Source organism: Yoonia sp. I 8.24, assembly GCF_022096995.1.
Lineage (GTDB): Bacteria > Pseudomonadota > Alphaproteobacteria > Rhodobacterales > Rhodobacteraceae > Yoonia.
In genome coordinates this window covers 19755-41621 of sequence record NZ_JACXGQ010000002.1, presented here as the reverse complement: position 1 = coordinate 41621, position 21867 = coordinate 19755, and the positions used below count along the sequence as shown (strand labels likewise).

Sequence of the window (21867 nt, the reverse complement as noted above, 5' to 3'; positions counted from 1 at the left end):
CGCCGGACCACAGATTTGGGTTAAATGTATGACGTATGTATTGATCGCCTTTGTGATCATGGTTCTGCAATTGGTCCCGCAAAGCATGGAACCCCATATTTTAACGATTGCCTTGCCCGGCGATATGTTCGCACCTTGGCGCTTGCGCATCGTACCGCCTGATCTTTGTTTGGCTGTAACGATTGTTTGGGTCGTGCGCCGTCCCAAATTTATCCCCGTTTGGATCATCGCAGGTATTTTTTTATTAAGCGATCTGGTCTTTCAACGCCCACCTGGACTATGGGCGGGTATGGTCGTTTGGCTGACAGAAGAGTTGCGCAAACGACACCGTGATTTTCGGGCTATGCCCTTCTTAGGCGAATGGAGCAGCGTCGCGCTTGGTATGTTTGCGCTTTTTGCAACGTATCGGCTGGTGCTTGCTATATTCGCGCTGAACGTCCCGCCTTTGGGCATGGTGCTTCTTCAATTGATTTTGACAATTGCAGTCTACCCTTTTGTTGCAGTTTTCATGCATTATGTCTTCGGCATTACCCGCGTGGCACCCGGTGAAACCGGCAGCAGAGGGCAACGTGTATGAAACGACAACCGAAAGATATTATCGCGAGCAGCCGCACCATTAGCAGGCGCGCATTGGTTTTAGGCACCTCCCAAATTGCGCTGATGGCCGTGTTGGGTTGGCGTATGCGGTCAATGCAGGTTGAACATGCTGACGAGTTTCGCCTGCTCGCCGAAGAGAACCGGATCAACATTCGTCTTTTGCCGCCCGCGCGTGGGTTGGTATTTGACCGCAACGGGATCGCGATCGCAGATAACGAACAAAACTATCGGGTTGTGATGGTCCGCGAAGACGCGGGCGACGTGGGCGAGGTGCTCGCGCGGCTCACTGAAATCGTCGATATCGCCCCCGAGGATCTCAGCCGTGCCATGGAAGAAATGCAACGTCGCTCGCCTTTTGTGCCTGTCACCATCGCTGAGCGTTTGACTTGGGAAGATGTCGCAAAGATCAATCTCAATACCCCCGCCCTGCCCGGTATTTCCGCCGAAGTCGGCCAAAGCCGGGTCTACCCTTGGGGCGCTGATCTAGCGCATGTGGTGGGTTATGTCGGTCCGGTCAGCGATTACGATCTCAGCCGGATCGACGACCAAGACCCGCTTTTGCAAATTCCGAAATTTCAAATCGGCAAGACGGGCGCAGAAAACAAACTCGAACATACTTTGCGCGGCAGTGCGGGCCATCGCCGGATCGAAGTCAACGCTGTCGGCCGGGTGATGCGCGAATTGGACCGCCAAGAGGGCGACGCCGGCAAAGACGTGCAACTGACCATTGACAACCGATTGCAAACCTATGCCCAAGCTCGCTTAGATGGTGAATCCGCAGGCGTCGTTGTGATCGACCTTGAACATGGTGATTTGCGCGCGATTGCCTCGGCCCCGTCTTTTGATCCAAACCTATTTGTACGCGGGATTTCTGTAGCCGATTGGGAAGGTCTGAACGCAGATAAATATCGCCCGCTTGCTGCGAAGGCCGTGCAAGGCACTTACCCGCCCGGATCAACCTTCAAGATGATAACGGCGCTGGCCGCAATGGAAGACGGCGTCGTCACTGCAGATGAAACTGTCTACTGCCCCGGACATACCGATGTTTATGGCATCCGCTTTCACTGTTGGAAACGTGGTGGGCATGGCAATATCAACCTTCACGACAGTCTCAAGCAAAGTTGTGACTGCTATTATTATGAAATTTCTCAGCGCGTCGGTATCGACAAAATGGCTGCGATGGCGCGCAAGCTCGGGCTCGGCACGAAACATGACCTGCCGCTTTCTGCCGTGGCCTCTGGTCTTGCGCCCGATAAGGAATGGAAATCATCTGTCCGCGGCGAAGACTGGCGGATCGGGGACACGGTGAATGCGTCAATCGGGCAAGGCTATGTGCTCGCCTCGCCGCTGCAATTGGCTATCATGACCGCGCGGATCGCCACGGGGCATGAAATTACCCCTCGGCTGGTACGGTTGATTGACGGGGTTGAACAGCCTTCCGGGCGTGGCGAAAGTCTTGGCCTGAACGAAAACACATTACGCCGCATCCGCGCGGCCATGACGGATGTCTGCAACAACCGACGCGGCACAGCCTACGGGTCACGCATTTTGGCCGAAGGTTACGAAATGGCCGGGAAAAGTGGCACCAGTCAGGTCCGCCGCATCACCCCCGAAGAACGCGCCGCCGGGGTTACCCGCAACGAGGACCTGCCATGGGAACGCCGTGATCACGCACTTTTTGTCAGCTACGCGCCGCTTGATAACCCGCGCTATGCTGTCGCGGTGATCGTCGAACATGGCGGCGGTGGTTCAAGTGCTGCCGCGCCCATCGCGCGTGACGTGATTTTACAAGCGCTCTATGGTGGTGCCCCCCCGCTTGACGCCTACCCAGCAAGCCAACGCGACAAGATTGATCAACAGCAGCGCCGCATCGAAGCCCGCATCCCGATGGGTGCAAAGTCCCAGAGCCGCGCATGAGCTATCTTGCCCATAACACACAGCACGTCCCCACAGGGCTGCGCAAAATTTGGTATATCAATTGGCCGTTGGTCATGTTGATTTCGGCCGTGGCCAGTGCCGGGTTCTTGATGCTGTATTCTGTCGCGGGCGGGTCCACGTCGCCGTGGATGGAACCGCAAGTCAAACGTTTTGGCCTTGGCATGGTGTTGATGTTCATCGTGGCCATGGTCCCTATTTGGTTTTGGCGCAACATGGCGTTTGTCGCTTATGCGGTGTCGATCATCTTGCTGCTAGGCGTTGAGTTTTTTGGCGAAGTCCGTATGGGCGCGCAGCGCTGGATCGATTTGAAGTTTATGGTGTTGCAGCCGTCAGAGCTGACGAAAATCACAGTGGTGATGTTTATCGCAGCCTATTACGATTGGCTACCGTTGGAAAAAACATCACGGCCTCTCTGGGTGGCTTTGCCTGTGATCTTTATTCTTGTGCCAACGATGTTGGTTCTTAAGCAACCCGACCTTGGCACATCGCTTTTGCTGTTGTTTGGCGGCGCGACGGTGATGTTTCTGGCTGGCGTACATTGGGCCTATTTCGCGACTGTTGTCGGGGCCGGCGTGGGCGCGATCGTTGCCGTGTTCGAAAGCCGTGGCACGTCTTGGCAATTGCTTAAGGACTATCAATACCGCCGGATCGACACGTTTATTGACCCGTCCAATGACCCCCTTGGCGCTGGCTACCACATCACGCAGGCGAAAATTGCACTTGGGTCAGGCGGCTGGACCGGGCGCGGGTTTATGCAAGGGACGCAATCGCGGCTGAATTTCTTGCCCGAAAAACATACCGATTTTATCTTTACTACTTTAGCAGAGGAATTCGGTTTTGTCGGTGCCTCAACGTTATTGCTGCTCTATCTTCTGATCGTCGTTTTCTGCATCGTCTCGGCGCTTGGCAATCGTGACCGCTTTGCTGCACTTTTGACGTTGGGCATCGCCATGACGTTTTTCCTATTCTTCGCAGTCAACATGTCGATGGTTATGGGGCTGGCGCCTGTCGTCGGTGTGCCCCTTCCACTTGTCAGTTATGGTGGGTCCGCCATGCTTGTTCTTCTTGTTGCTTTCGGCCTTGTCCAAAGCGCCCACGTTCATAGGCCTCGCTAATGATCAATATTCTTTTTGCTGCGACCGACGATCTTTGGCGCGACTATGAATCCCCGCTAAAGCGCGCGCTAGAGGCTGCAGGCGTCGCGGCCAATCTGCGGCGCGATCACGGGGCAGAAGTCACGGATTATATCATCTTTGGCCCCGGCGGACCTGTCGATGACTTCACGCCATTTACCCGCTGCAAGGCAGTGTTGAACCTTTGGGCTGGCGTTGAAAAGATCACGCAAAACAAGACCCTGACCCAACCGCTTTGCCGCATGGTTGATCCGAGCCTCACGAACGCGATGGTCGAATGGGTCGTGGGCCATACGATGCGCCATCACTTGGGAATGGATGCACATATTCATGGGCAAGATGGCATTTGGCGCAACGATGTCTATCCGCCCATTGCTGCAGATCGTCCGGTAACGATCCTAGGGATCGGCGCGCTAGGTGCTGCCTGTGGACAAGCCCTGCATCAGCTTGGGTTCCCGGTGACTGGGTGGAGCAGATCGCCCAAAGATATTCCGAATATGCGCTGCCTACATGGCGACGACGGCTTGAACACGGCGCTAAGCGGTGCACAGATTGTCGTTCTCTTGTTGCCTATGACGGCGCAGACAGAAAACACCCTGAACGCCGCACGCCTCGCCATGCTTGCGCCTGGGGCCTTTATCATCAACCCCGGACGTGGCCCGCTGATAGACGATGCGGCCCTGCTCGCGGCGCTTGAAACCGGCCAAGTCGCCCATGCAACGCTTGACGTATTCCGCACAGAGCCCCTGCCGCAAGATCATGTTTTCTGGGGGCACCCGCAGATAACCGTAACCCCACATATCGCCGCCACAACGCGCCCTGATACCGCAGCGCGGGTCATTGCGGAAAATATTGCAGGCCACGAAAACGGCGCGCCCTTACAGAACCGCGTTGATCGCGGGCGCGGGTACTAATGCAGCTTGGGCGGTTTTGCCGGGTCCATTCCAGGGGCGCCGGGCACATGTGGTGTTTCGGGCTCAGGTAGATCAAAACGCAGCCCGACCTTGGCCAGATGTGCCGCAAGCGGGTCGCTGGCCCGCACAAACATCACATCCATCATCCCCGCTTCGATCCCCGAAAAGGTCAGCACTTCGCTTGCGGCGTTGGCGAGCGCCTGTTCTGCGCCCGGCGTTGCATCGATAAAGGCCAAGACATGCCCTGTCGCCCCACCCTCATAGGTTGCTGCGGCCAGATAGGCAGATTTTGCCATACCCGCCGCAATCGCGAGTTTCCGGTCAAGCCCCAGCACGACCTCTTCTGGCAGGCCGCCGGGTGCGTTGATTTCGGTCAGTCGCGCTTCGGTTTCATCGGGTGCGTGTGACAGGGTTTGCACTAACCAATCCACCGCCTCTGCCGGGATCAGCATTGCAGATGGGGCGACCTCTAGGTTCAATGCGAGCCCAACCCCCTGCCCGGCCAGCATTTGCACCAACCCGCGCCCCGGCACCCCAGCATAGGGGGCCGCACGGCCCACAAATTCCGCGAGCCGTTCTTCGCGATCGAAGACAAGCGCGAAACGCTGGTCTTCGATTTCAAATAATTCGGGAAGAACTTGGTCACCTTCGGCTTCTGCGGTAAGCAGCATGAACAGTTCGGTATCTGCAAGCCTCTCATAAAACCGCAACCGCGCTGCATCGTCTTCAGGGGCGGCTTCCATGGCCGCATGGGCCGTATCGAGATCAGTCATCTAACACGTCTTTCACTTGGGCCCGCAGTGCAGGCAGCAGGTCAGTCTCAAACCATTGGTTTTTCTTTAACCACCCGGTATTGCGCCACGACGGATGAGGCAAGGGAAACACGCGTGGTGCATAGTCGCGCCAATTGGCGACTGTCTCAGTCACACGGCCGCGGGTCTGCAAATGCCAGCGCTGCGCATGACCGCCAATAACCAACGTCAAAGGAACGTCACCAAGATGGGCCATCACCTTTTGATGCCATGTGTCGGCACAAATTTTCGGAGGAGGCAGGTCCGATCCCGCCGCATTGTACCCCGGAAAGCAAAACGCCATCGGCACAATCGCAATCTTTGCGACATCGTAAAATGCGTCATGATCAAGCCCTAGCCAATCCCGTAACCGATCACCTGAGCGGTCCCAAAACGGTTTACCCGTTTCATGCACACGCAGCCCTGGCGCTTGGCCCGCGATCAATATGCGCGGTGTGGCACAAAACCAAACGACAGGCCGCGGGTGATGCGCCGTCTGCGTCAGCGCAAATCGATTTGCACATAATTCACAGGACAATATGTCTTGCCTGAGGCCCAACTTCTCACTCTCCCCACCTAGAATTCACGAAACCGCACGCTCACAATTAGTTAATTTGTCGCTTGCTTGATGCCTTCGCACCTTTGCGGTAATTGCGGGGCAAGTAAACCGGGAGACAGCATGTACCGCGTCTGGAATTTTCTAACGAACTACTCACTATTGTTAATTTTCGGTGCGGGTATTGCGCTCGTTTGGGCGAATGTTGATCCCGCTAGTTACCACCATTTTGTTGATCTCGAACTGATCCATGATTCATGGGTTGGGCACGCCCACTATGACGCCAATGGGCAGGTCAAATATCGCTCCCTGACACTGCATTACCTTGTCAACGATGTGCTGATGGCCTTCTTCTTTGCGATTGCCGCGAAAGAAGTCTGGGAAGCCGTTATTCTAAAAAACGGCAGCCTGCGCGGAAAGAAAGCTGCGACGCCCCTGTTCGCAACACTTGGCGGCATGGTCGGCCCGATTGCAGTTTACCTTGGACTTGCACTGTTTTTGGGGTCAGAAACCTATGATGCCGTGGCCAACGGCTGGGCTATTCCAACCGCAACCGACATCGCGTTCAGCTACCTCGTTGGGCGTTTGGTGTTTGGCGCTGGCCACCCCGCTGTCCGCTTCCTACTGCTTTTGGCGATTGCCGATGATGCGGCTGGGTTGATCATTCTGGCGATCTTCTACCCGTCAGGTGAATTGGCACCGGAATGGCTGTTGCTGTCACTCTTTGCGGCCATCGCGGTATTTTACTTCTTTAACCGCCTGCCGCGCCAATTGGATCGCGGCAAAGAAATGCGCCCGAATTCAACATGGATTCGCAACAAACTGTCGTTCTGGCCATATCTGATAGCAGCCGCAGCAAGCTGGTACGGTTTTCAAGAAGCAGGTATTCACCCCGCCCTTGGCCTGCTTCCAATCGTGCCAACGATCCCACATGCAGACCGCGCGTTTGGTATTTTTGCCGAGGCAGAGCAGTACCTGACCGATCTTTTGAACCACATTGAGCATATTCTTAAACACCCGGTTGAGGTCGTGTTGTTCTTCTTTGGACTGTTGAACGCCGGAGTCGAATTTTCGTCCATTGGTTCGCCAACTTGGCTTGTCCTCGCAGGTCTGTTGATCGGGAAACCGGTTGGCATCTTGCTCTTTGGCTGGTTTGCGGCACGTCCGCTTGGGCTCGGGCTGCCAGAAGGCATGCGGATCATTGACTTGGTTGTAATCGGCTGTGTGGCCGCGATTGGCTTTACGGTATCGCTGTTTATTGCCGCCGTCGCGTTTGATAGTGCGGTGATGCTTGGCGAAGTGCCTGTGCAGGATGCTGCGAAAATGGGTGCGCTGTTTAGCTTCTTTGCTGCGGTCGTTTCACTCGCCGCTGGCAAGTTGACCAAGGTGCAAAAGCAGCACGTCTAGGGACATGCACAGATCGTGCTGTATTTCCGACGCAATTTGGCGATACTGTATCATAAGGTGTTGATCGTGACCGGGTATTAACCTTTTTCGGTCACGATCGACCAAACCCTTGTCGGGGCACCGTGGGAATAAGATGCTCGAATTTGCACAAGTCAGTAAATCGTTTTGGACAGGCACCCAGCGCAAGGTGATCCTTGACCGCGCCTCGTTCCGCGTTGAACTTGGGCATTCGCTTGGCATTCTTGCGCCAAACGGCACCGGAAAGACCACGCTGATCAATATGATGGCTGGGCTCGAAAAACCGGACGAAGGGCGCATCACCCGAAACTGCCGCATTTCGTTCCCGCTTGGGTTCATGGGCGGTGTGGTACAAAGCCTATCAGCCAATGAAAACTGTCGCTACATTGCGCGGCTCTATGGGTTGGACCCCGATTATGTCGAAGCCTATTGCCGCTGGCTTTGCGGGTTGGAAGAATATTTTGACATGCCCGTCGGGGTTTATTCCAGTGGGATGAAATCGCGGTTTTCATTTGCGTTGATGCTTGCGCTTGATTTCGACATCTATCTCATCGACGAAGGGATGCCGGGATCAACCGACGCCGAATTTAACCGCAAAGCCGGCGAAATCTTACGCGAACGCTTGGAAACCACCACGATGATCATCGTGTCGCACCAACCTGCCACGTTGGAACGCTTTGTCCGCTCGGCGGCTGTTTTGAAAAACGGTCAACTTTACCTATTTGACACCTTGGAAGAGGCAAAGGCCGCATATGAGTACTAATCCCAAGGTCAAACGGTTCCGTATCCGGCGCGGCGCGGCTTCTGCCACGCAAGCCGCGCCGCAGGAATCTGCTGTCGATACAAACCCTGACGATCTAGACGCCCAGATCGAAGCAATCCGTAACGAAGGTCTGACCGCACGCCAACTGCGAATGGCGCGCCGCGTTGCGCAAAAACGTGGGCTGACATTTACCTCTGAATTTGATGCGGTCCGCCAATTGCGTGCCGCGGGCATTGATCCGTTCCAACAAAAATCGGTACTTGAATTGGTGATGCCCGAGGGCAGCCAGAATGCAGGCGAACAAGGGCAAATCCAATTGCCGCAAAAGGTAAACCGTCGACACAGCGCGCAGGTCAGTACGCAAAACGGGCTAAAGATGAACCCGGAACATGCTGCGGAAATCCGCCAAATTCAAATCGACATCGCACGCAGACGGCGGCGCAAAATGCTGCTGATGTTCACGCGGCTCGCGTTTTTCGTGTTCCTGCCGACCTTTATGACGGGCTGGTATTTCTACACGATGGCGACCCCGATGTACGCCACAAAATCCGAAATCGTCATCCAGCAAGCACAATCGGCGTCCGCTGCACCAAGCGGCCTGTCTACCCTGTTTCAGGGCACCTCGATGGCAACGCAACAGGACAGTATTGCCGTGCAGTCCTATCTGGCCTCGCGCGAGGCATTGTTGCGTCTGGACGCCGATCACGGGTTCAAAACGCATTATAGCAACGAAAATATCGACTCTATTCAACGTCTTCCGGCCGACGCAACCAACGAAGAAACCTTTAAGCTGTACACCGACCACGTACGCATCAGCTATGATCCCACCGAAGGCATCATCAAGATGGAGGTTATCGCCGCCGATCCTGTGACCAGCTTCGAATTCTCGACCGCCCTGATTGCTTACGCCGAAGAACAGGTTGATCAGCTGACGGCGCGTTTGCGTACCGACCAAATGCGCGGCGCATTGCAAAGCTATGAAGATGCCGAAACCCGCCGCGCCGAAGCACTGGCGGTATGGCTCGCATTGCAAGAAAGCATGCAGCAAATCGATGCGGGCAGTGAATCGGGGGCCCGCATGGGCCAGATCAACGCGCTCGAAAGCGAACGCCAACAGTTAAGCCTTGTGTTGCAATCGCGCCTGAACGTCGACCGGCCGAGCGAAATTCAAGTGCAGGCGCTACGGAACCAAATCGCAAATATTGACGCGTTGATCGCAGAGTTGCGGCAAGAATTAACCGGGTCTGTGGGCGACGGCGTATCGCTCGCGGTGCGCAATACAGAACTGCGCGTGGCTGAAGAAAACTATAATTTCCAAACGGCTATGGTGCAGCAGGCACTCACCCAAATGGAAACTGCCCGGATCGAGGCAAACCGACAGGTCCGCTATCTGTCGCAAAGTGTGAACCCAGTGATCCCGGATGAGCCGGCATACCCTCGCGCATTCGAAAACACATTGCTGGCTTTGTTGATATTCTCGGGTATTTACCTTCTTATCTCTATCACTGTCTCAATTCTTCGCGAACAGGTAAGCTCTTGATGCACAACGTCGACATTGGCCCACTCACCGTCAGTAATGACGCCCCTTTGCTGCTTATCGCGGGCCCTTGCCAGCTCGAAAGCGTGGATCACGCGCAAATGATCGCCGGGCATATGGCCGAGGTTTGCGCCCGCCACGGCGCGCAATTTGTGTTCAAAGGCAGCTACGACAAGGCGAACCGCACTTCGCTAAATGGGGTGCGCGGGCTGGGCATGGATGAAGGGTTGAAGGTCATGCAATCGGTCAAAGACAGCATTGGTTGCCCGGTCCTGACAGACATTCACGCGCCCGAACATTGCGCAACCGTTGCCGAAGTCTGCGACGTCATGCAGATCCCCGCGTTCTTGTGTCGGCAAACGGACCTGTTGCTTGCGGCGGGCGAAACAGGTGCCGTCATAAACGTGAAAAAGGGTCAGTTCCTCGCGCCATGGGATATGCCCAATGTCGTGTCCAAAATCGAAAGCACGGGCAACAAACGGATCATGCTCACCGAACGCGGATCATCGTTTGGCTATAACACGCTGGTCGCCGATATGCGGTCGCTGCCCACGATGGCACGCAGCGGATATCCGGTTGTGATGGACGCGACCCATTCGGTGCAACAACCCGGCGGAATGGGCGGATCATCTGGCGGGCAGCGTGAATTTGCGCCTGTTATGGCACGCGCAGCCGTGTCGCTTGGCATCGCAGCAGTGTTTATCGAAACCCACGAAGACCCCGGCAACGCCCCTTCTGACGGACCGAATATGATCGCACTTGAAAACATGGATGCGCTGGTCAAAAGCCTGATGGGCTTTGACGCATTGGCCAAGGCTGACCCTCTACGGGTCTAAAATTTAGGGCTTTTCCCGCACGCGTCATCTTCATAGGATCGACCAAAGTTATTCTTTGGACGGATTCTATGCGCATTTTTGTATTTCTGATTTTTGCCCTGTCGTTTGCAGCACCAGCCGCAGCCCAAAGCACCGCTGGCGTCTCTCCCGATTACGAACAGCAAGACGCGGATATTGCGGTGCGCATGCGCGAAATTCTTGCTGAATTGGGCAATTATGGCGATGTGACCGTTCAGGTGAACGACGGGGTGATCACCTTACGCGGCACGACCACATCGGCAGTAGAGATCACAGCGCTTGATACCGTGGCGACTGGGATCACAGGGGTGGTCGCCGTCAAAAACCAAGTGACCGAAACCGCGGATATCGGCCGCCGATTAGACCCCGCAATTGAACGGTTCCGCGCGCGCATCGATCAGTTTATTGTGTTTTTCCCCCTCGCGTTGATCGCCGGTCTTGTCTTTTCTTTCGTGGTTTTTGTCGGCTTTTCGATCGCGCGCATGCGCCAACCATGGGAACGACTGGCCCCGAACCTGTTTATTGCCGAACTGTTCCGTCAATTGCTGCGCATCGCATTTGTGATCTTCGGGATCGTGATCGCGCTTGATATTGTGAATGCGACAGCCCTGCTTTCAACGATTTTGGGCGCCGCCGGGATCATCGGCTTGGCGCTTGGTTTTGCGGTGCGCGACACGGTCGAAAACTTTATCGCGTCAATCATGCTGTCGATAAGGCAGCCATTTCGCCCCAATGACACGGTGGAAATCAATGGCGACCAGGGCAAGGTGATCCGCCTGACCAGCCGGGCCACGATCCTCTTGTCATTCGACGGCAACCATATTCGCATTCCCAACGCTACCGTGTTCAAAAGCAGAATCATTAACTTCAGCCAGAATGCGGAGCGCCGGTTTAAATTTGCAATCAAGGTTGAACGTGACGCCGATCTAAAGGCAACCCGCGGCCTGATCGCGGACACGGTGCAGGCCCTACCGTTTACCTTGGACGAACCTGCCGCAGACACTTGGATCGAAGCCCTGCACCCCGAAGGCGTTGAACTGGTTGTGACGGGTTGGGTGAACCAAAATGAAAGCTCACTCGTGCGCGCCAAAGGCGAAGCGCTACGGCAGGTTAAATTGGCCCTTCAAGGCGCTGGCATTGTGATCCCCGACGCAACGCAAGCCATCCAAATGATCAAAGAGCCGACAAAACCCACCCTTGTTGAAAGCACCGGCGTTGAAACGGTTGCAGCCAAAGACGATGCCGCACTAACACGGATTGTCGATGCAGAACGCGGCCTTGAAAGCTCCGAAGATCTACTGCGTGAAGACAGTTTAAAAGAATAGTGGTTTTTGAAAAAAACGGGGTTGAACCCTGCCCGCCTTCGCAGTATTCACCGCTTCGCTGATGGGGTGTAGCCAAGTGGTAAGGCAACGCTTTTTGGTAGCGTGTACCGTAGGTTCGAATCCTACCACCCCAGCCATGCACTTCCATTGTGCCGTCCGGTATGAATCGCAACTTGTCCGGCGAGAAAAACAACTTATGTCGGGTAAGAATGCGACTTTGTATAATTCCTCCTGATTCTCAGATTTTTGTGTAGCCTTGCAAGCGTGTTCCGAGTTTTCGTAAAACGCCCTTGCCAACTACGCTGCGAAAGCCCTTCGCGGCCTATTGGGTGACCTTCGGTGATCTGAAATTGCGACCAAGCGGCTTCTCGGAAGCGGCCGTTAATGCATTGCGCAGCATTTCAGTATTTAACTGGTAGCCCAATGCAGCGTCGGCTGTTGCATCACCCATGTCGCTGCTGCTCTCAGTTCGTTTTTTTGCCGAGTATTGGTCTAGACTGCAGATGCGAGAAACAGGTATCCATCGTCGATGTCAGATTGCGGGGGCGCATCTGAACGCCAACGGTGAATGAAAGTTTATTGCGTTACAGGTGTCAGCGCTGGTCGTGCCCAAGTCGAGCGTATAAAGCTAGATGCCACTGGGTATTCAATCTGGTGCGTGAATAAAGTGGAGTGGCAGATGACATTTGTTACGATCGACGGAGACGATATAGGTCGGCGATTGGCCGCGTGCTATCTTTCGAATGACGTCAAAGCCTTGGAAACAACAAGGGAACTTGTTGATCTCAAAACTCAACAAATTTCGGACTTGCTCACCGAGCTTGGCTACAATGTGTTATTTTGCGCCGCAGATGGTGTTACTGCTCATTCCAAAGCCGATATTATCGATGACATGCGCCTGTATCAAATGATCAAAAACACCGTAGGTCTCGAACTTGCATTCTCGGTTGGCGTTGGCAAAACCTTGAGAGAGGCATACATCGCTCTCCTTTTTGCCAAGAGCACAGGAAAAGCTCGACTTTGTAACTTCAAATCCATGGAATCCGATGTTTAGAGTAGTTAACTTTACCTACCTGTTGCGCTACGTCGCAATCTTAACGACTGGCCTCAGCATTCTGGGCTACATGGGCGCGGAGCACTTCATGCAGAGTGATGTTCCGATTATTCGTCTTCTCAGCGTTGCGCCTTGGATCGTATTACTTGTGGTCTTAGTCATAACAACCAACACCACTTCGAGAGTCATTTGGCGAATTCTCAAAGCCTTCAACCCATCTCTTTACCCAGACTTGAATGGCGCTTGGGAAGGAGAAATCACGTTGGAAAGCGGAGTGAAGATTCCCGCAAGGGCGGTGATACGACAAAACCTCATAGAGGCTCAAATTGACTTACACACTGAAACGTCAAAATCCACTACTCTAGAGACTACACCTGTAATCGACGCGGGACAATTTAAGCTGTATTATACATACCGCTCGACACCGTCCAATGTTGACTGGTCTTCATATACTGGTTCTACGATCTTGGATGTACGCAATTCTGTCCGAAGAGCTGACGGTAAACTTGAGCTGTCGGGCTATTACTACACGGACAGGAAGACCAATGGTAGGATTAGCTTACAGCAAACGTCACCTGAGACAGATGTCGACGTTTCTTACTACTAGCCCTTTTTCTAAACGAGTTGATGATTCAGGTCAAAAGTACGTCTACTTTGAACAGGCAGGGCAAGACTGTGCAACATCGACATTCTTAAAGGGTATATTGACGGTTTGCGCGGGATCTACTTGCGCAGTGCGCAGGTCGTGCGAATAATCCTCAGAAAAAAACTCAGCAACGTGGTTCGCTGCGAGACCGGCAGCTTGCATAGAAGCTGGGACTGCAAAAGGAACGAATGCCCCTTGGGAGCAGGGTCTTATGGCTGTTTCAGTTTTCTTGGCTGTCGACTTGAGCGGATCAAAGCGCCAGCCGTTCTCAAAGTGCGGTTTGAGACAACGGTAGCACGCGCTTCCATTTTTCCAGCGTGCCAGATAGCTCTGGGCCGCAAGACCGTTGCCAAAGATCATAGTAAAGAGGGTCGGTGGAAAGCTACCAGAAGCTTTCAACGCCCCAAGTGCAAACGCATTCAGTGCATTGGAGAACTGCTCATCGCCGGTTGCATCGATCACAAGATCATAGCTTGAGATGCGGTCGAATGCCCGTTGAGCCTGTTCATAAATTGCTTCCAAATGCACATCTGGAAAATCAGCGCCAAGCTGTGCCTTAAGCGCCTCAGCCTTGTTTCGCCAAAGATGACGAGCTCCCAGAATGTGCCGGCCAAGATTTTCCGGTTTGATATCATCATGGTCGACTAGTAGTAAGTTGGCGTTTTGACCTGCCCCAAGCTGGACAAGAGATCGAGCAAGATAGCCGCCAATCGTTCCGCAACCGATGATTGCCAACCGTTGATTGGAAAGCGGTGCTGATCCGTTCAAATTTCGTGTCGTAATCTGTGCATGGGACGCATGAACACAATGGAACGTTTCAAGATTGGCCCGATGTGCTTCCTTCTTCCACACCCCGGGGATTGCGGATGGACGGAAGCCGCTTGTCTCAGATTTCTTGATCAGCGCAGTTTTTTCCGCCCGGAAACCGATCAGGGCATTTGAAGCCACGACCATTAGAGAAGGTCGATCTTTAGCTGTCCCGATGGCGGTATCGATCAAGGGTCTCGGAATCAGCACCTGAGGTTCAAGCCAGTCTGTCGCACCTTTTAGTGTCAGTGTTTCCAATGAAGGTGGGCGGATCGCGTCGACAGCATGTACGACAGATGCTTCAAACGCTTTGGTAAAGGTCCCCCCTGCATTGCCAGACCACGTCTGTAAGCGTTTTTCAGTTGATCCCGCTACCAAAATTTGGGCTTTTTTATCAAAGCTGCATATTCCGAGTACTATTCGGTTGAGGTTTTTAGGCTCATCAATGAGACAATATGGTGTCTTGCTCCAATACGCCGCAACCTCCGCCATATAGGCTGCGGTGGGATTGCCATGCAACAAATTGCTTAGCGTTGCATGCGCTTGCTGAAGGCACGAAGAGATACTGCGATCCGGTTGATAGCGATCAAGCAAAAATGTCGCCTTATCAGCGTAGCACAACGAACCGTAGCTAACCATGTGGGCTTTGAGCCGTTTCGGCAGCGACGCCCGCTTCAGGACACGAATTTTTGGTAGTTCCAGGAACTCGTAATCTACGATTTCAACTTCCAGTGATACAGAAACCGAACCGACCTTCATGTACCCTTCATACCTGTCTCGGCCAGTTCCAGGCACAAGAGAGTAGCCTTGCGCGGTGAGAACTTCTTGTACGCGCTTCCAGGACTCCATTAACCGGATGTCGTGCGTGCTGTCGTTCTGAGCGGTGCGGTTGATACGATCGCCGCTGGAGCAGAAATCTCAGGCACTTTTGTGTGGGCCTTCACCAAATCAGGACGGTTGGGGACCCGCGCACCCAAAGCTCCCTGAAGACGTTTTACAGTCAATTCTTGCAAATAATGTCCACTTAAGGCCTCGCTGACACTACCACGAAGTGCATTAGCGGCATTTTGATAGCGCGAACGTTCAAGGTCATCCCAATCGTTGAGTGCACTTGGCACATCAAGAACTGGATTCAAAATAGGCTTATCCAGCAAGCGAGGAAGGGCCCCTGCAACTTGGAGAAATGCGAGATCATCGCGCCCTTCGTCAGCAGTCACGAAGCCCTCGCGGTAGCAGTTGGCGATACATACCATTAACGCGACAGAAGACGGACCGCCCTTCTCGAATTCAAAGTCACGCCAACCCTTAAAGTAGCGGCTCTGTCGCCGAAGCTGTGGGCCATATCGTCTAAACTGCTCTTCGAACCAATCATGCAGCGAACGAGGATCCGACTGGATCCAACTGCCCTCATCGCCGTTTTCGCGAATGGCAAGCATGATGCGATCTGATGGGATGCGCAAAGTGCGATGGCGATCCATAAGCGTCATCATCCGCGACGAAGCTGTTACGAGCGTTTCACCTGCTATATCTTGAAGACTATTTTCCAACGCCTCAAAGGCGTCGTCCGGGATAGCATACAGCGGAAAGTCGATGTGCATATGTTGGTTCAGTTCGACCCGCACGCACGTATTTTTTTCCTTAATGGTCCAGCCTTCAGCATTGCAAAGAGGCCTTATTGCATCTTCAACAAGTTTGAAAAACGTCTTTGCTGCAAGGCCCGGTTCTTGGCGCGAGAGAAACGATGTCTTAACGTAAACGCCAGTATCGCGGTCACTTTGTTGTGGCGGCATTAGGGCTGGTTCGACCGCTGTGTCGTAGGCCAACCCACCCTGAAGCAAGAAACGCACCTCAAGACTAGGCGGTGACTGCTTGGCTGCACGATAAGCATTGGTGGCCAATCCCATCTGCTTTCCGTACCGCACAGCATCTTGCGCCGCACTACGGATTGCGGTTCTGAGCTTGCGGTCGGCTTGCAACAAAACGCGACGGGTACGATCTGGAAGTAAGATCGCCTGATGGTACGATTCACTCGTATTCGCGCCAACAAAAAGGGCATGTGCATTCATTGTAGACGCAGTCATCAAACAGTCCCTTTTGCAGCCTATCTTGTAGGTTTGACCCATTGTTACCATATAGATGGTGTAACTTCGTAGAATCATCAATACCAGAGGCGGTATAATTTGGCAAAGTTTGTTCCACTTACGTTCTGGGTCACGTTGGCGGTGTATCTCGCCTTGGCGCTGGTACCGTTCGCAGAACTCGCCATAAACTGGCTGAGTGAGACCTTTCCGTCGATTGGACCTGTAATCGATGGGGTTAAGACAACAAGGCTCATCGCCTCGATAGTGTCCGGAGTTGTCTCTCTATTTGTGATTTCACAAGGCTGGCGGCTAGTTTGGAAGATTCCTTATTTGAAAACTAAACTTAGCAAAGCCCTATTTTACGATCTCAATGGTGATTGGACAGCTGAGCTACAATCCAATTGGCCAATCGTTGAGAAAACTAAGGATGCAGCCCTGAATAGAGGGGATGTCTTTGATGTGTTCGACGACGAATCACTTCCCGACCTTTGTGAGCTGAGTTTTGATGTGACTATAAAGCAATCTTGGTTCAGGACCGACGTAGAGTTCTTTCCAAACGATTCTACCCCACTACTAGTGTCGAAAACTGTTTCAGTTGAATTTTTCAAGGCTGAGAACGGGACAAAGTCCATGGCCTGGGTCTTTGAGGTCAAGAATAAGAGCAAGAATGGTGCCCGCCTAGCCATCACAGATGAACAGAGTTATCTCGGTGCAGCGAAACTAAATCTCAACGAAGATGGGAGTGAGCTGGCGGGTGAATTTTGGCAAAACCGTTCCTGGCATCGCGGTCTGAACGCTGCGGGCCTGATTGTTCTAAAGCGCAAGAGATGATTGCCATATTAGCCGTTGGGCGCTGTGGATCCGATGGCAGGCTGCGGGAATTTTTGAAATCACTGTGTTCACATTAGGCTAAATGCCACTGACACTTTCGAGCTCTTGGCTGATTTCGGGCGGTAACCAGAAATGCTGCCGTCTTGTGATATTTTAATCCCCAAACCTACTTTCGCCAGTTCTTGTGCTGCCGCCGTTCGCCCACCCCCAGTCCCACTGTTGCTAATCTGAACGATTGCCCCAACTGCGAGAATTTCACCTTTATGGTTGATTACAGTTGCGCCATCAATTGAGATCAACTCTAGCCGGAGCGTGCGTTCTAAATCTTGGAAATTTCTTCCTCGAATTACGCCCCAGAGCGCTCTAGCCCTCTCGGAGCTCTTGAGGCTAATTCTGTCTGCTGATGAAACCAAAGATTGCCATTTTTCGCTTTGGCTAGAGCCTACGATGCCAATACATGCGCCCCTTCTTTCGAAGGATGCATCAAGTGCAGACTCGTAGACAGCCCCACGAATTATTGGGTCGCGGGGAACAACCATTTGCCCCAAAATTGGACTGTGCGTCAGGAAGTGCCAGCTTCCATTTCTTCTCGCAAAAAGTAGTTGACCATCGCGAAAAACTAGAATTTCTCCCTGCGTATTTAGGGCAATTCCGACCCGACCCTCGCCAGCAGTCCAACAAGCGATTGGTGCTTGCATCCAAGGACTCGCACGTGCGGAAAACCCGCCAGACTGCAAGACAAGATGGTCAATAAACCCTAATCCCGCGTCGAAAGCCAGTAAGCTGTTGTACCCGTTTGACAGAACTGCCCCAAAGTCATGCGATCCGAAAGCCCCAAACTTCTCCCCCGTACCATTTGGTCCGATGGGGTCAAAACCAACCGCGCTCGTAACAGGAACTCCTTCATAGAGGCGCTCTGCCCAACTTGCCATTTGATCAAGCAGAATAAGTACCTGCTGTTCGTGGGCAAGATCGGAGACTGCTCTTGCAACGACCCTTCTTTGAAATGTCGAAAGTAGATCGTTTCTTAATTTGCCCTTCAGTTCGTCGTTCATTGCGGCAAGAATACTGGTAAAGGCTTCCACGACCCTCAGTTCCCTTGCCGGGTCTTGCTTTTGCGCGAAAGGCTGATCTCGCCGAAATTTCAACCGATAGGTATCAGACTTGTTTACCTTGAACCCGATCGTTTGGGGATCGAGATAAGCTACGGTCGCTTCAGATGAGCTTGAACTATCAGAAATGTCATCCACCGACGCACCAGAGAACAATGGTAGAAGATACTTGTCTGCGATTTCTCTTAAGAGCTCTTCGGTCATCATTTTGGGCAACGATGAAGCCTTTCTCTTTCTTATTGCCAACTTAACGCATTCCTCTTGTTCTGTTTCGTCTCGAGCAACTAGTAGGCGGCAAGCTCGCCTCTCATGGGGCTCGAAAGGTCTCGTTTGGAACGCCGTCCCAGTGCGCGCCGTCTCGACCTTCTGATTGCTGAGGTATAATGAGGCTTGTTAGTGAAAGAGGCCGCTTGTCGCTCCTGATGCCTCGCCATTGACAAGTCTCGTCAAACGCCCAAGTTGCCTCTGGCGAAGCTTCTGGGGCGAAGTAGTGCCAGTAGATAAATGACAAAGGCTTCCCTTTAGGATCGAAGTCATTGATCGTATTCATGATCTTTTCGTAGCGGCGATGTTCAATAAGGTCGTCGCCCAGAGCCTCTAAGCCAATGTGTATGACACCTGGGCGATCAACTGGCAATTGCCGGCTTGCTTCAACAAGCTTGCGTTTGAAGTCGCGGGCCTTCTTCTCGATAGCACCTTCAGACAGACTTCGAGTACGTAGAACTATAGCTTGGTCAACCTCGTCGATGAAGTGAGGATTCTCAGCGTATTTTACTTTCTGGAGTGTGTTCAGCTCATCGTAGCGAATATAAGTGCCGGTCAACAGCTTGTTGTATATTGGGCCAGGGTAGAGGAGGTAGCCATCTTCGAGGGCCGTCTGCAAGGGTTCTAGATCAAGATCCCCGATGACACCCGAAGCGTAGTCATCGGACCATCGACTTGAATCTTTACCAGAGCGCAGGAACTCAACTACGTTCTGGAACAGGTAGTCATCAGGGACATCGCCGAGTTCGACCGAAAAATCGACGTTTGCATATATGCTACGTCCTGAGGGTACAATGAGCCGAGCGGCGGGACTCCAAAGCTCTCTTTTTCGCGCACGTTCGCTTTCGACATAGTCACCGCCTTCGAGTCGTTTGCATTCAACAGCCCAGGACGTCCCATCTACTTCAACGTCCAAGTCATAGGCCTTCGCACGCCCGGGCTCTTCAGGTTTAAAGGCAACTTTCGCACCGTCGCGGGCATAGGCCAGTGCAACTAACATCTCAAAGAGGCCCCCATTGGGTTGAGACCTGCCAGGTCCGATCAAGTCCCGAGCACGCTCTTCGAAGCCTTCGATTTGAGAGACGAGTGCTAGATTCCGTCCTATCGCGGCAAATACAGGTACTACACGGCAGCCATAGAAGACTTCATAATTTTGAGGGTGGTCAGTGAAAGACTCACCGAGAAACAAGTACCAGCCGAATAGGTCTTTAAGGCCGTAGAACCTGCCTTCGCTGCTCGGATCTTCTTGCTCACCGACCAACGAACGATAGAACCGCCACGCGGCAGCTTCGCGGCGTTCTTTCCAGTTTTCCATGCCCATGAGATCTTGGAAATATCCGACACCTGCGCTTAGATCAGGAAAATCACCATAGTGGAAAGTTTCATCTGGCAGACGCTCAAACATGTGGGGCGGAAATTCTGGAAGCAACATTCCATACATTCTCTCAAAAAAGTATCTCTAACTCTCTCTAGCTTGCCCTTTTTTGTAGGAAGCGCAAAGGATGATTGTCAGCCAGAATAGTGTAGCATCGGACGTCCGATAACGGGTCATGACAACATCAGCCTGAATCGCGAGGTCATTCCCGTGACGGGCAAACGCCTGATATATCGCTCCCCCATTTTTGAGATGCGCGCAAACCTTTCCTTTGCTCCGCACCGGAAAGCCGACGCCGCAACCAGGACAACATGGCATCATATTCCCACAAAGCTGAACGTGCTCACACCGATAGAATGTGCTACCCTCGCGCTTGGGGATTGGCTGAAGATGTCCCTGACATTCGCCGCAAGTCTGAACTTTCGCCGTTTCGATATCCGTCGTCAGCAAGCCGTATTCAGCGTCTTCCATAAGCTCTTCGACAAAGACAGATGGCTTTGCCGCTGAGCCCATTATGGTCAGCGTTTTACGTGCCCGCGTCATTGCGACGTACATGACCCGCCGCTCCTCCGCATGTTCGAATGGCTCGGCTTCGGGGGACACCATCGTCAAAAGGACGTTATGCCCGCCATGAAACATCAATCGCATACAGTGGATCGCATCTTCAGGGCGAGATCGATGTGATCAAGGGAAGCCTATGTGGCCGCGAGAGGCGGTAGTTCTTCTTCCTCTTCTTTCATGACAGTGCCTGCCCCGCGCGCGGGTACATGAGTATGGTTCGTCGAAAGGAATCAGGCGATTCTCGCACCAGACTCGGCAGCAGATTGAGCGATACGCTGCGCACCTGGTTGCGACCACAGCGCGAGTAGTTTTTCTAAGAGACTTTGTGATTGCTGGTTAGCCATCTCCACGCCAGATAGGTGCCGAGCAATCCGCGATGCTCTAATTCCTTCATTGGCTTCGAAAGCGACCCCATCTAAGTCAATTAAGTCGGAAATCACTTTTGTTGGTTGACCACGCACCAAAACCGGCGATCCATTTGAGCCAAGAATGAAGCCATCAAGACTTCGTGCTGGGACGCCCGAGTGATGTAGCGCTACAACTTGCCAACGCGGATCAAAAACTGGTGCACCGGAGCTGCCGCGCTCTGTGTCGCCAGTGTACCAACAAAAACGTTCGAGTTTCTTTGTTTCGCTGACTTGAATGAAGTGACTATTGTGGACTGTCACCGATTTCGCTCGACCGTCTGGATGGTGAATAACACTCACGGGATGACCTGGATCAATCACCTCATCCTTTTGGGATAAAACATGCCACCCAAAACTATTGATATCTGGCGCTGTGCCGGTGAAATCTTCCACCGCGCATAGTGCTAAGTCGTACTCATTGTTAACATAAAAAAATCGTTGGGGTACGAACGCGTAGTCCCTAATCTTTGAAGAAGGCCCCAACGTGTGCTCTTCGGCATCAAGCTGGAAGACACGATCACTTGCAGTCACATCTGATGGCAAAGCGTGTGCAGCTGTCATGACTATACCCAAGCCAACATGAAACCCAGTTGCATAGTCGTCTGCACCATTCCAAATCCTTCCAACAGCGCGCTTTGCTAAAAGTCCTTGCTCCAAAAACTCAATCGACAAGATGTCATCTGTCGGCCCAATAAGTCGTTCAAAAACCAAGTCTCTAGGGCGATACGAAGCTGTTTGAACAGACCCATAGCGTGTCGGTTCGCCGCTTATCCGACGAGCTACTGCCATGATTGAGCTCTCAGTCGTTCGTATGCGACCAAGGTGGCTGTCGAGGCGCTCTGCTGCACCTGCCATTCGTTTAAGCTCAGGAATAGACATTGTTCGTCCCATAAATT

The 21867-nt window shown here is 53.1% G+C and carries 20 protein-coding genes and 1 tRNA gene; 13 read left to right on the top strand and 8 right to left on the bottom strand.

Going from position 1 to position 21867, the window contains the following annotated elements; translation table 11 throughout:
• Positions 1 to 28 precede the first annotated feature (28 nt).
• The 4 genes from Yoon_RS03120 to Yoon_RS03105 are packed head-to-tail and all read left to right on the top strand — an operon-like array spanning position 29 to position 4582.
• On the top strand, positions 29 to 577 hold the full coding sequence (locus Yoon_RS03120; RefSeq protein ID WP_238110051.1) for a rod shape-determining protein MreD: 549 nt from the start codon (positions 29 to 31) through the stop codon (positions 575 to 577).
• Positions 574 to 2514 carry a penicillin-binding protein 2 gene (gene mrdA, locus Yoon_RS03115; protein ID WP_238110049.1) on the top strand — a complete coding sequence of 647 codons (1941 nt, stop codon included), beginning with the start codon at positions 574 to 576 and terminating at the stop codon, positions 2512 to 2514. The genes Yoon_RS03120 and mrdA overlap by 4 nt, the downstream gene beginning before the upstream one ends.
• Positions 2511 to 3650: a rod shape-determining protein RodA gene (gene rodA, locus Yoon_RS03110; RefSeq protein WP_238110047.1), complete on the top strand. Its 1140-nt coding sequence runs from the start codon at positions 2511 to 2513 to the stop codon at positions 3648 to 3650. The genes mrdA and rodA overlap by 4 nt, the downstream gene beginning before the upstream one ends.
• On the top strand, positions 3650 to 4582 hold the full coding sequence (locus Yoon_RS03105) for a glyoxylate/hydroxypyruvate reductase A (RefSeq protein WP_238110046.1): 933 nt from the start codon (positions 3650 to 3652) through the stop codon (positions 4580 to 4582). Before rodA ends, Yoon_RS03105 begins: the two co-directional genes overlap by 1 nt.
• On the opposite strand, the gene Yoon_RS03100 is transcribed toward Yoon_RS03105, so the two are convergent.
• Positions 4579 to 5355, bottom strand: a complete 777-nt coding sequence (locus Yoon_RS03100) for an SseB family protein (RefSeq protein ID WP_238110045.1) — start codon at positions 5353 to 5355, stop codon at positions 4579 to 4581. The genes Yoon_RS03105 and Yoon_RS03100 overlap by 4 nt on opposite strands.
• Positions 5348 to 5911 (bottom strand): uracil-DNA glycosylase family protein, encoded by a 564-nt coding sequence (locus Yoon_RS03095; RefSeq protein WP_238110044.1) that lies wholly within the window; start codon positions 5909 to 5911, stop codon positions 5348 to 5350. Before Yoon_RS03095 ends, Yoon_RS03100 begins: the two co-directional genes overlap by 8 nt.
• A gap of 141 nt (positions 5912 to 6052) precedes the next feature.
• Here Yoon_RS03095 and Yoon_RS03090 point away from each other — a divergent pair, with 141 nt between their 5' ends.
• The 8 genes from Yoon_RS03090 (at position 6053) to Yoon_RS17985 (ending at position 13494) form a co-directional block, all read left to right on the top strand.
• Positions 6053 to 7336, top strand: a complete 1284-nt coding sequence (locus Yoon_RS03090) for a Na+/H+ antiporter NhaA (RefSeq protein WP_238110043.1) — start codon at positions 6053 to 6055, stop codon at positions 7334 to 7336.
• Between the two features lie 133 nt (positions 7337 to 7469).
• Entirely contained in the window at positions 7470 to 8117 is a 648-nt protein-coding gene (locus Yoon_RS03085) for an ABC transporter ATP-binding protein (RefSeq protein ID WP_113777793.1), read from the top strand.
• Positions 8107 to 9657 (top strand): capsule biosynthesis protein, encoded by a 1551-nt coding sequence (locus Yoon_RS03080; protein ID WP_238110042.1) that lies wholly within the window; start codon positions 8107 to 8109, stop codon positions 9655 to 9657. Before Yoon_RS03085 ends, Yoon_RS03080 begins: the two co-directional genes overlap by 11 nt.
• Entirely contained in the window at positions 9657 to 10490 is an 834-nt protein-coding gene (gene kdsA, locus Yoon_RS03075; RefSeq protein WP_238110041.1) for a 3-deoxy-8-phosphooctulonate synthase, read from the top strand. The genes Yoon_RS03080 and kdsA overlap by 1 nt, the downstream gene beginning before the upstream one ends.
• Before the next feature lie 68 nt (positions 10491 to 10558).
• A complete protein-coding gene (locus tag Yoon_RS03070) occupies positions 10559 to 11833 on the top strand; it encodes a mechanosensitive ion channel domain-containing protein (RefSeq protein WP_238110038.1) in 1275 nt (424 codons plus the stop codon).
• Between the two features lie 62 nt (positions 11834 to 11895).
• A tRNA-Gln gene (locus Yoon_RS03065) sits at positions 11896 to 11970 on the top strand.
• Between the two features lie 542 nt (positions 11971 to 12512).
• Complete coding sequence (locus tag Yoon_RS03060) at positions 12513 to 12887, top strand: mCpol domain-containing protein (protein WP_238110037.1); 375 nt, start codon at positions 12513 to 12515, stop codon at positions 12885 to 12887.
• Complete coding sequence (locus tag Yoon_RS17985) at positions 12880 to 13494, top strand: hypothetical protein (RefSeq protein WP_370642094.1); 615 nt, start codon at positions 12880 to 12882, stop codon at positions 13492 to 13494. Before Yoon_RS03060 ends, Yoon_RS17985 begins: the two co-directional genes overlap by 8 nt.
• 42 nt (positions 13495 to 13536) lie before the next feature.
• On the opposite strand, the gene Yoon_RS03055 is transcribed toward Yoon_RS17985, so the two are convergent.
• Positions 13537 to 15099 (bottom strand): ThiF family adenylyltransferase, encoded by a 1563-nt coding sequence (locus Yoon_RS03055; protein ID WP_238110036.1) that lies wholly within the window; start codon positions 15097 to 15099, stop codon positions 13537 to 13539.
• Between the two features lie 89 nt (positions 15100 to 15188).
• The gene (locus tag Yoon_RS03050; protein ID WP_238110035.1) at positions 15189 to 16421 is read right to left on the bottom strand and encodes a cyclic GMP-AMP synthase DncV-like nucleotidyltransferase; all 1233 of its coding nucleotides are present in this window, start codon (positions 16419 to 16421) and stop codon (positions 15189 to 15191) included.
• Positions 16422 to 16520: 99 nt separating this feature from the next.
• On the opposite strand from Yoon_RS03050, the gene Yoon_RS03045 reads away from it, so the two are divergent.
• Positions 16521 to 17252 (top strand): hypothetical protein, encoded by a 732-nt coding sequence (locus tag Yoon_RS03045; RefSeq protein ID WP_238110034.1) that lies wholly within the window; start codon positions 16521 to 16523, stop codon positions 17250 to 17252.
• Between the two features lie 68 nt (positions 17253 to 17320).
• Here Yoon_RS03045 and Yoon_RS03040 read toward each other — a convergent pair whose 3' ends face one another.
• The 4 genes from Yoon_RS03040 to Yoon_RS03025 form a co-directional block, all read right to left on the bottom strand.
• Positions 17321 to 18610 carry a hypothetical protein gene (locus tag Yoon_RS03040; RefSeq protein ID WP_238110033.1) on the bottom strand — a complete coding sequence of 430 codons (1290 nt, stop codon included), beginning with the start codon at positions 18608 to 18610 and terminating at the stop codon, positions 17321 to 17323.
• A gap of 61 nt (positions 18611 to 18671) precedes the next feature.
• Positions 18672 to 20060: a hypothetical protein gene (locus Yoon_RS03035; RefSeq protein ID WP_238110032.1), complete on the bottom strand. Its 1389-nt coding sequence runs from the start codon at positions 20058 to 20060 to the stop codon at positions 18672 to 18674.
• Between the two features lie 27 nt (positions 20061 to 20087).
• Entirely contained in the window at positions 20088 to 20609 is a 522-nt protein-coding gene (locus tag Yoon_RS17980; RefSeq protein ID WP_370642118.1) for a 3'-5' exonuclease, read from the bottom strand.
• A gap of 185 nt (positions 20610 to 20794) precedes the next feature.
• Positions 20795 to 21850, bottom strand: a complete 1056-nt coding sequence (locus Yoon_RS03025; protein WP_238110031.1) for a serine protease — start codon at positions 21848 to 21850, stop codon at positions 20795 to 20797.
• Positions 21851 to 21867 lie beyond the last annotated feature (17 nt).

Bases quoted from the DNA above. Each gene is read 5' to 3' on its own strand.
- Yoon_RS03120 (WP_238110051.1), top strand. From the start codon at position 29: ATGACGTATGTATTGATCGCCTTTGTGATCATGGTTCTGCAATTGGTC.
- mrdA (WP_238110049.1), top strand. From the start codon at position 574: ATGAAACGACAACCGAAAGATATTATCGCGAGCAGCCGCACCATTAGC.
- rodA (WP_238110047.1), top strand. From the start codon at position 2,511: ATGAGCTATCTTGCCCATAACACACAGCACGTCCCCACAGGGCTGCGC.
- Yoon_RS03105 (WP_238110046.1), top strand. From the start codon at position 3,650: ATGATCAATATTCTTTTTGCTGCGACCGACGATCTTTGGCGCGACTAT.
- Yoon_RS03100 (WP_238110045.1), bottom strand. From the start codon at position 5,355: ATGACTGATCTCGATACGGCCCATGCGGCCATGGAAGCCGCCCCTGAA.
- Yoon_RS03090 (WP_238110043.1), top strand. From the start codon at position 6,053: ATGTACCGCGTCTGGAATTTTCTAACGAACTACTCACTATTGTTAATT.
- Yoon_RS03085 (WP_113777793.1), top strand. From the start codon at position 7,470: ATGCTCGAATTTGCACAAGTCAGTAAATCGTTTTGGACAGGCACCCAG.
- Yoon_RS03080 (WP_238110042.1), top strand. From the start codon at position 8,107: ATGAGTACTAATCCCAAGGTCAAACGGTTCCGTATCCGGCGCGGCGCG.
- kdsA (WP_238110041.1), top strand. From the start codon at position 9,657: ATGCACAACGTCGACATTGGCCCACTCACCGTCAGTAATGACGCCCCT.
- Yoon_RS03070 (WP_238110038.1), top strand. From the start codon at position 10,559: ATGCGCATTTTTGTATTTCTGATTTTTGCCCTGTCGTTTGCAGCACCA.
- Yoon_RS03060 (WP_238110037.1), top strand. From the start codon at position 12,513: ATGACATTTGTTACGATCGACGGAGACGATATAGGTCGGCGATTGGCC.
- Yoon_RS17985 (WP_370642094.1), top strand. From the start codon at position 12,880: ATGTTTAGAGTAGTTAACTTTACCTACCTGTTGCGCTACGTCGCAATC.
- Yoon_RS03055 (WP_238110036.1), bottom strand. From the start codon at position 15,099: ATGAAGGTCGGTTCGGTTTCTGTATCACTGGAAGTTGAAATCGTAGAT.
- Yoon_RS03050 (WP_238110035.1), bottom strand. From the start codon at position 16,421: ATGACTGCGTCTACAATGAATGCACATGCCCTTTTTGTTGGCGCGAAT.
- Yoon_RS03035 (WP_238110032.1), bottom strand. From the start codon at position 20,060: ATGTTGCTTCCAGAATTTCCGCCCCACATGTTTGAGCGTCTGCCAGAT.
- Yoon_RS17980 (WP_370642118.1), bottom strand. From the start codon at position 20,609: ATGGTGTCCCCCGAAGCCGAGCCATTCGAACATGCGGAGGAGCGGCGG.
- Yoon_RS03025 (WP_238110031.1), bottom strand. From the start codon at position 21,850: ATGTCTATTCCTGAGCTTAAACGAATGGCAGGTGCAGCAGAGCGCCTC.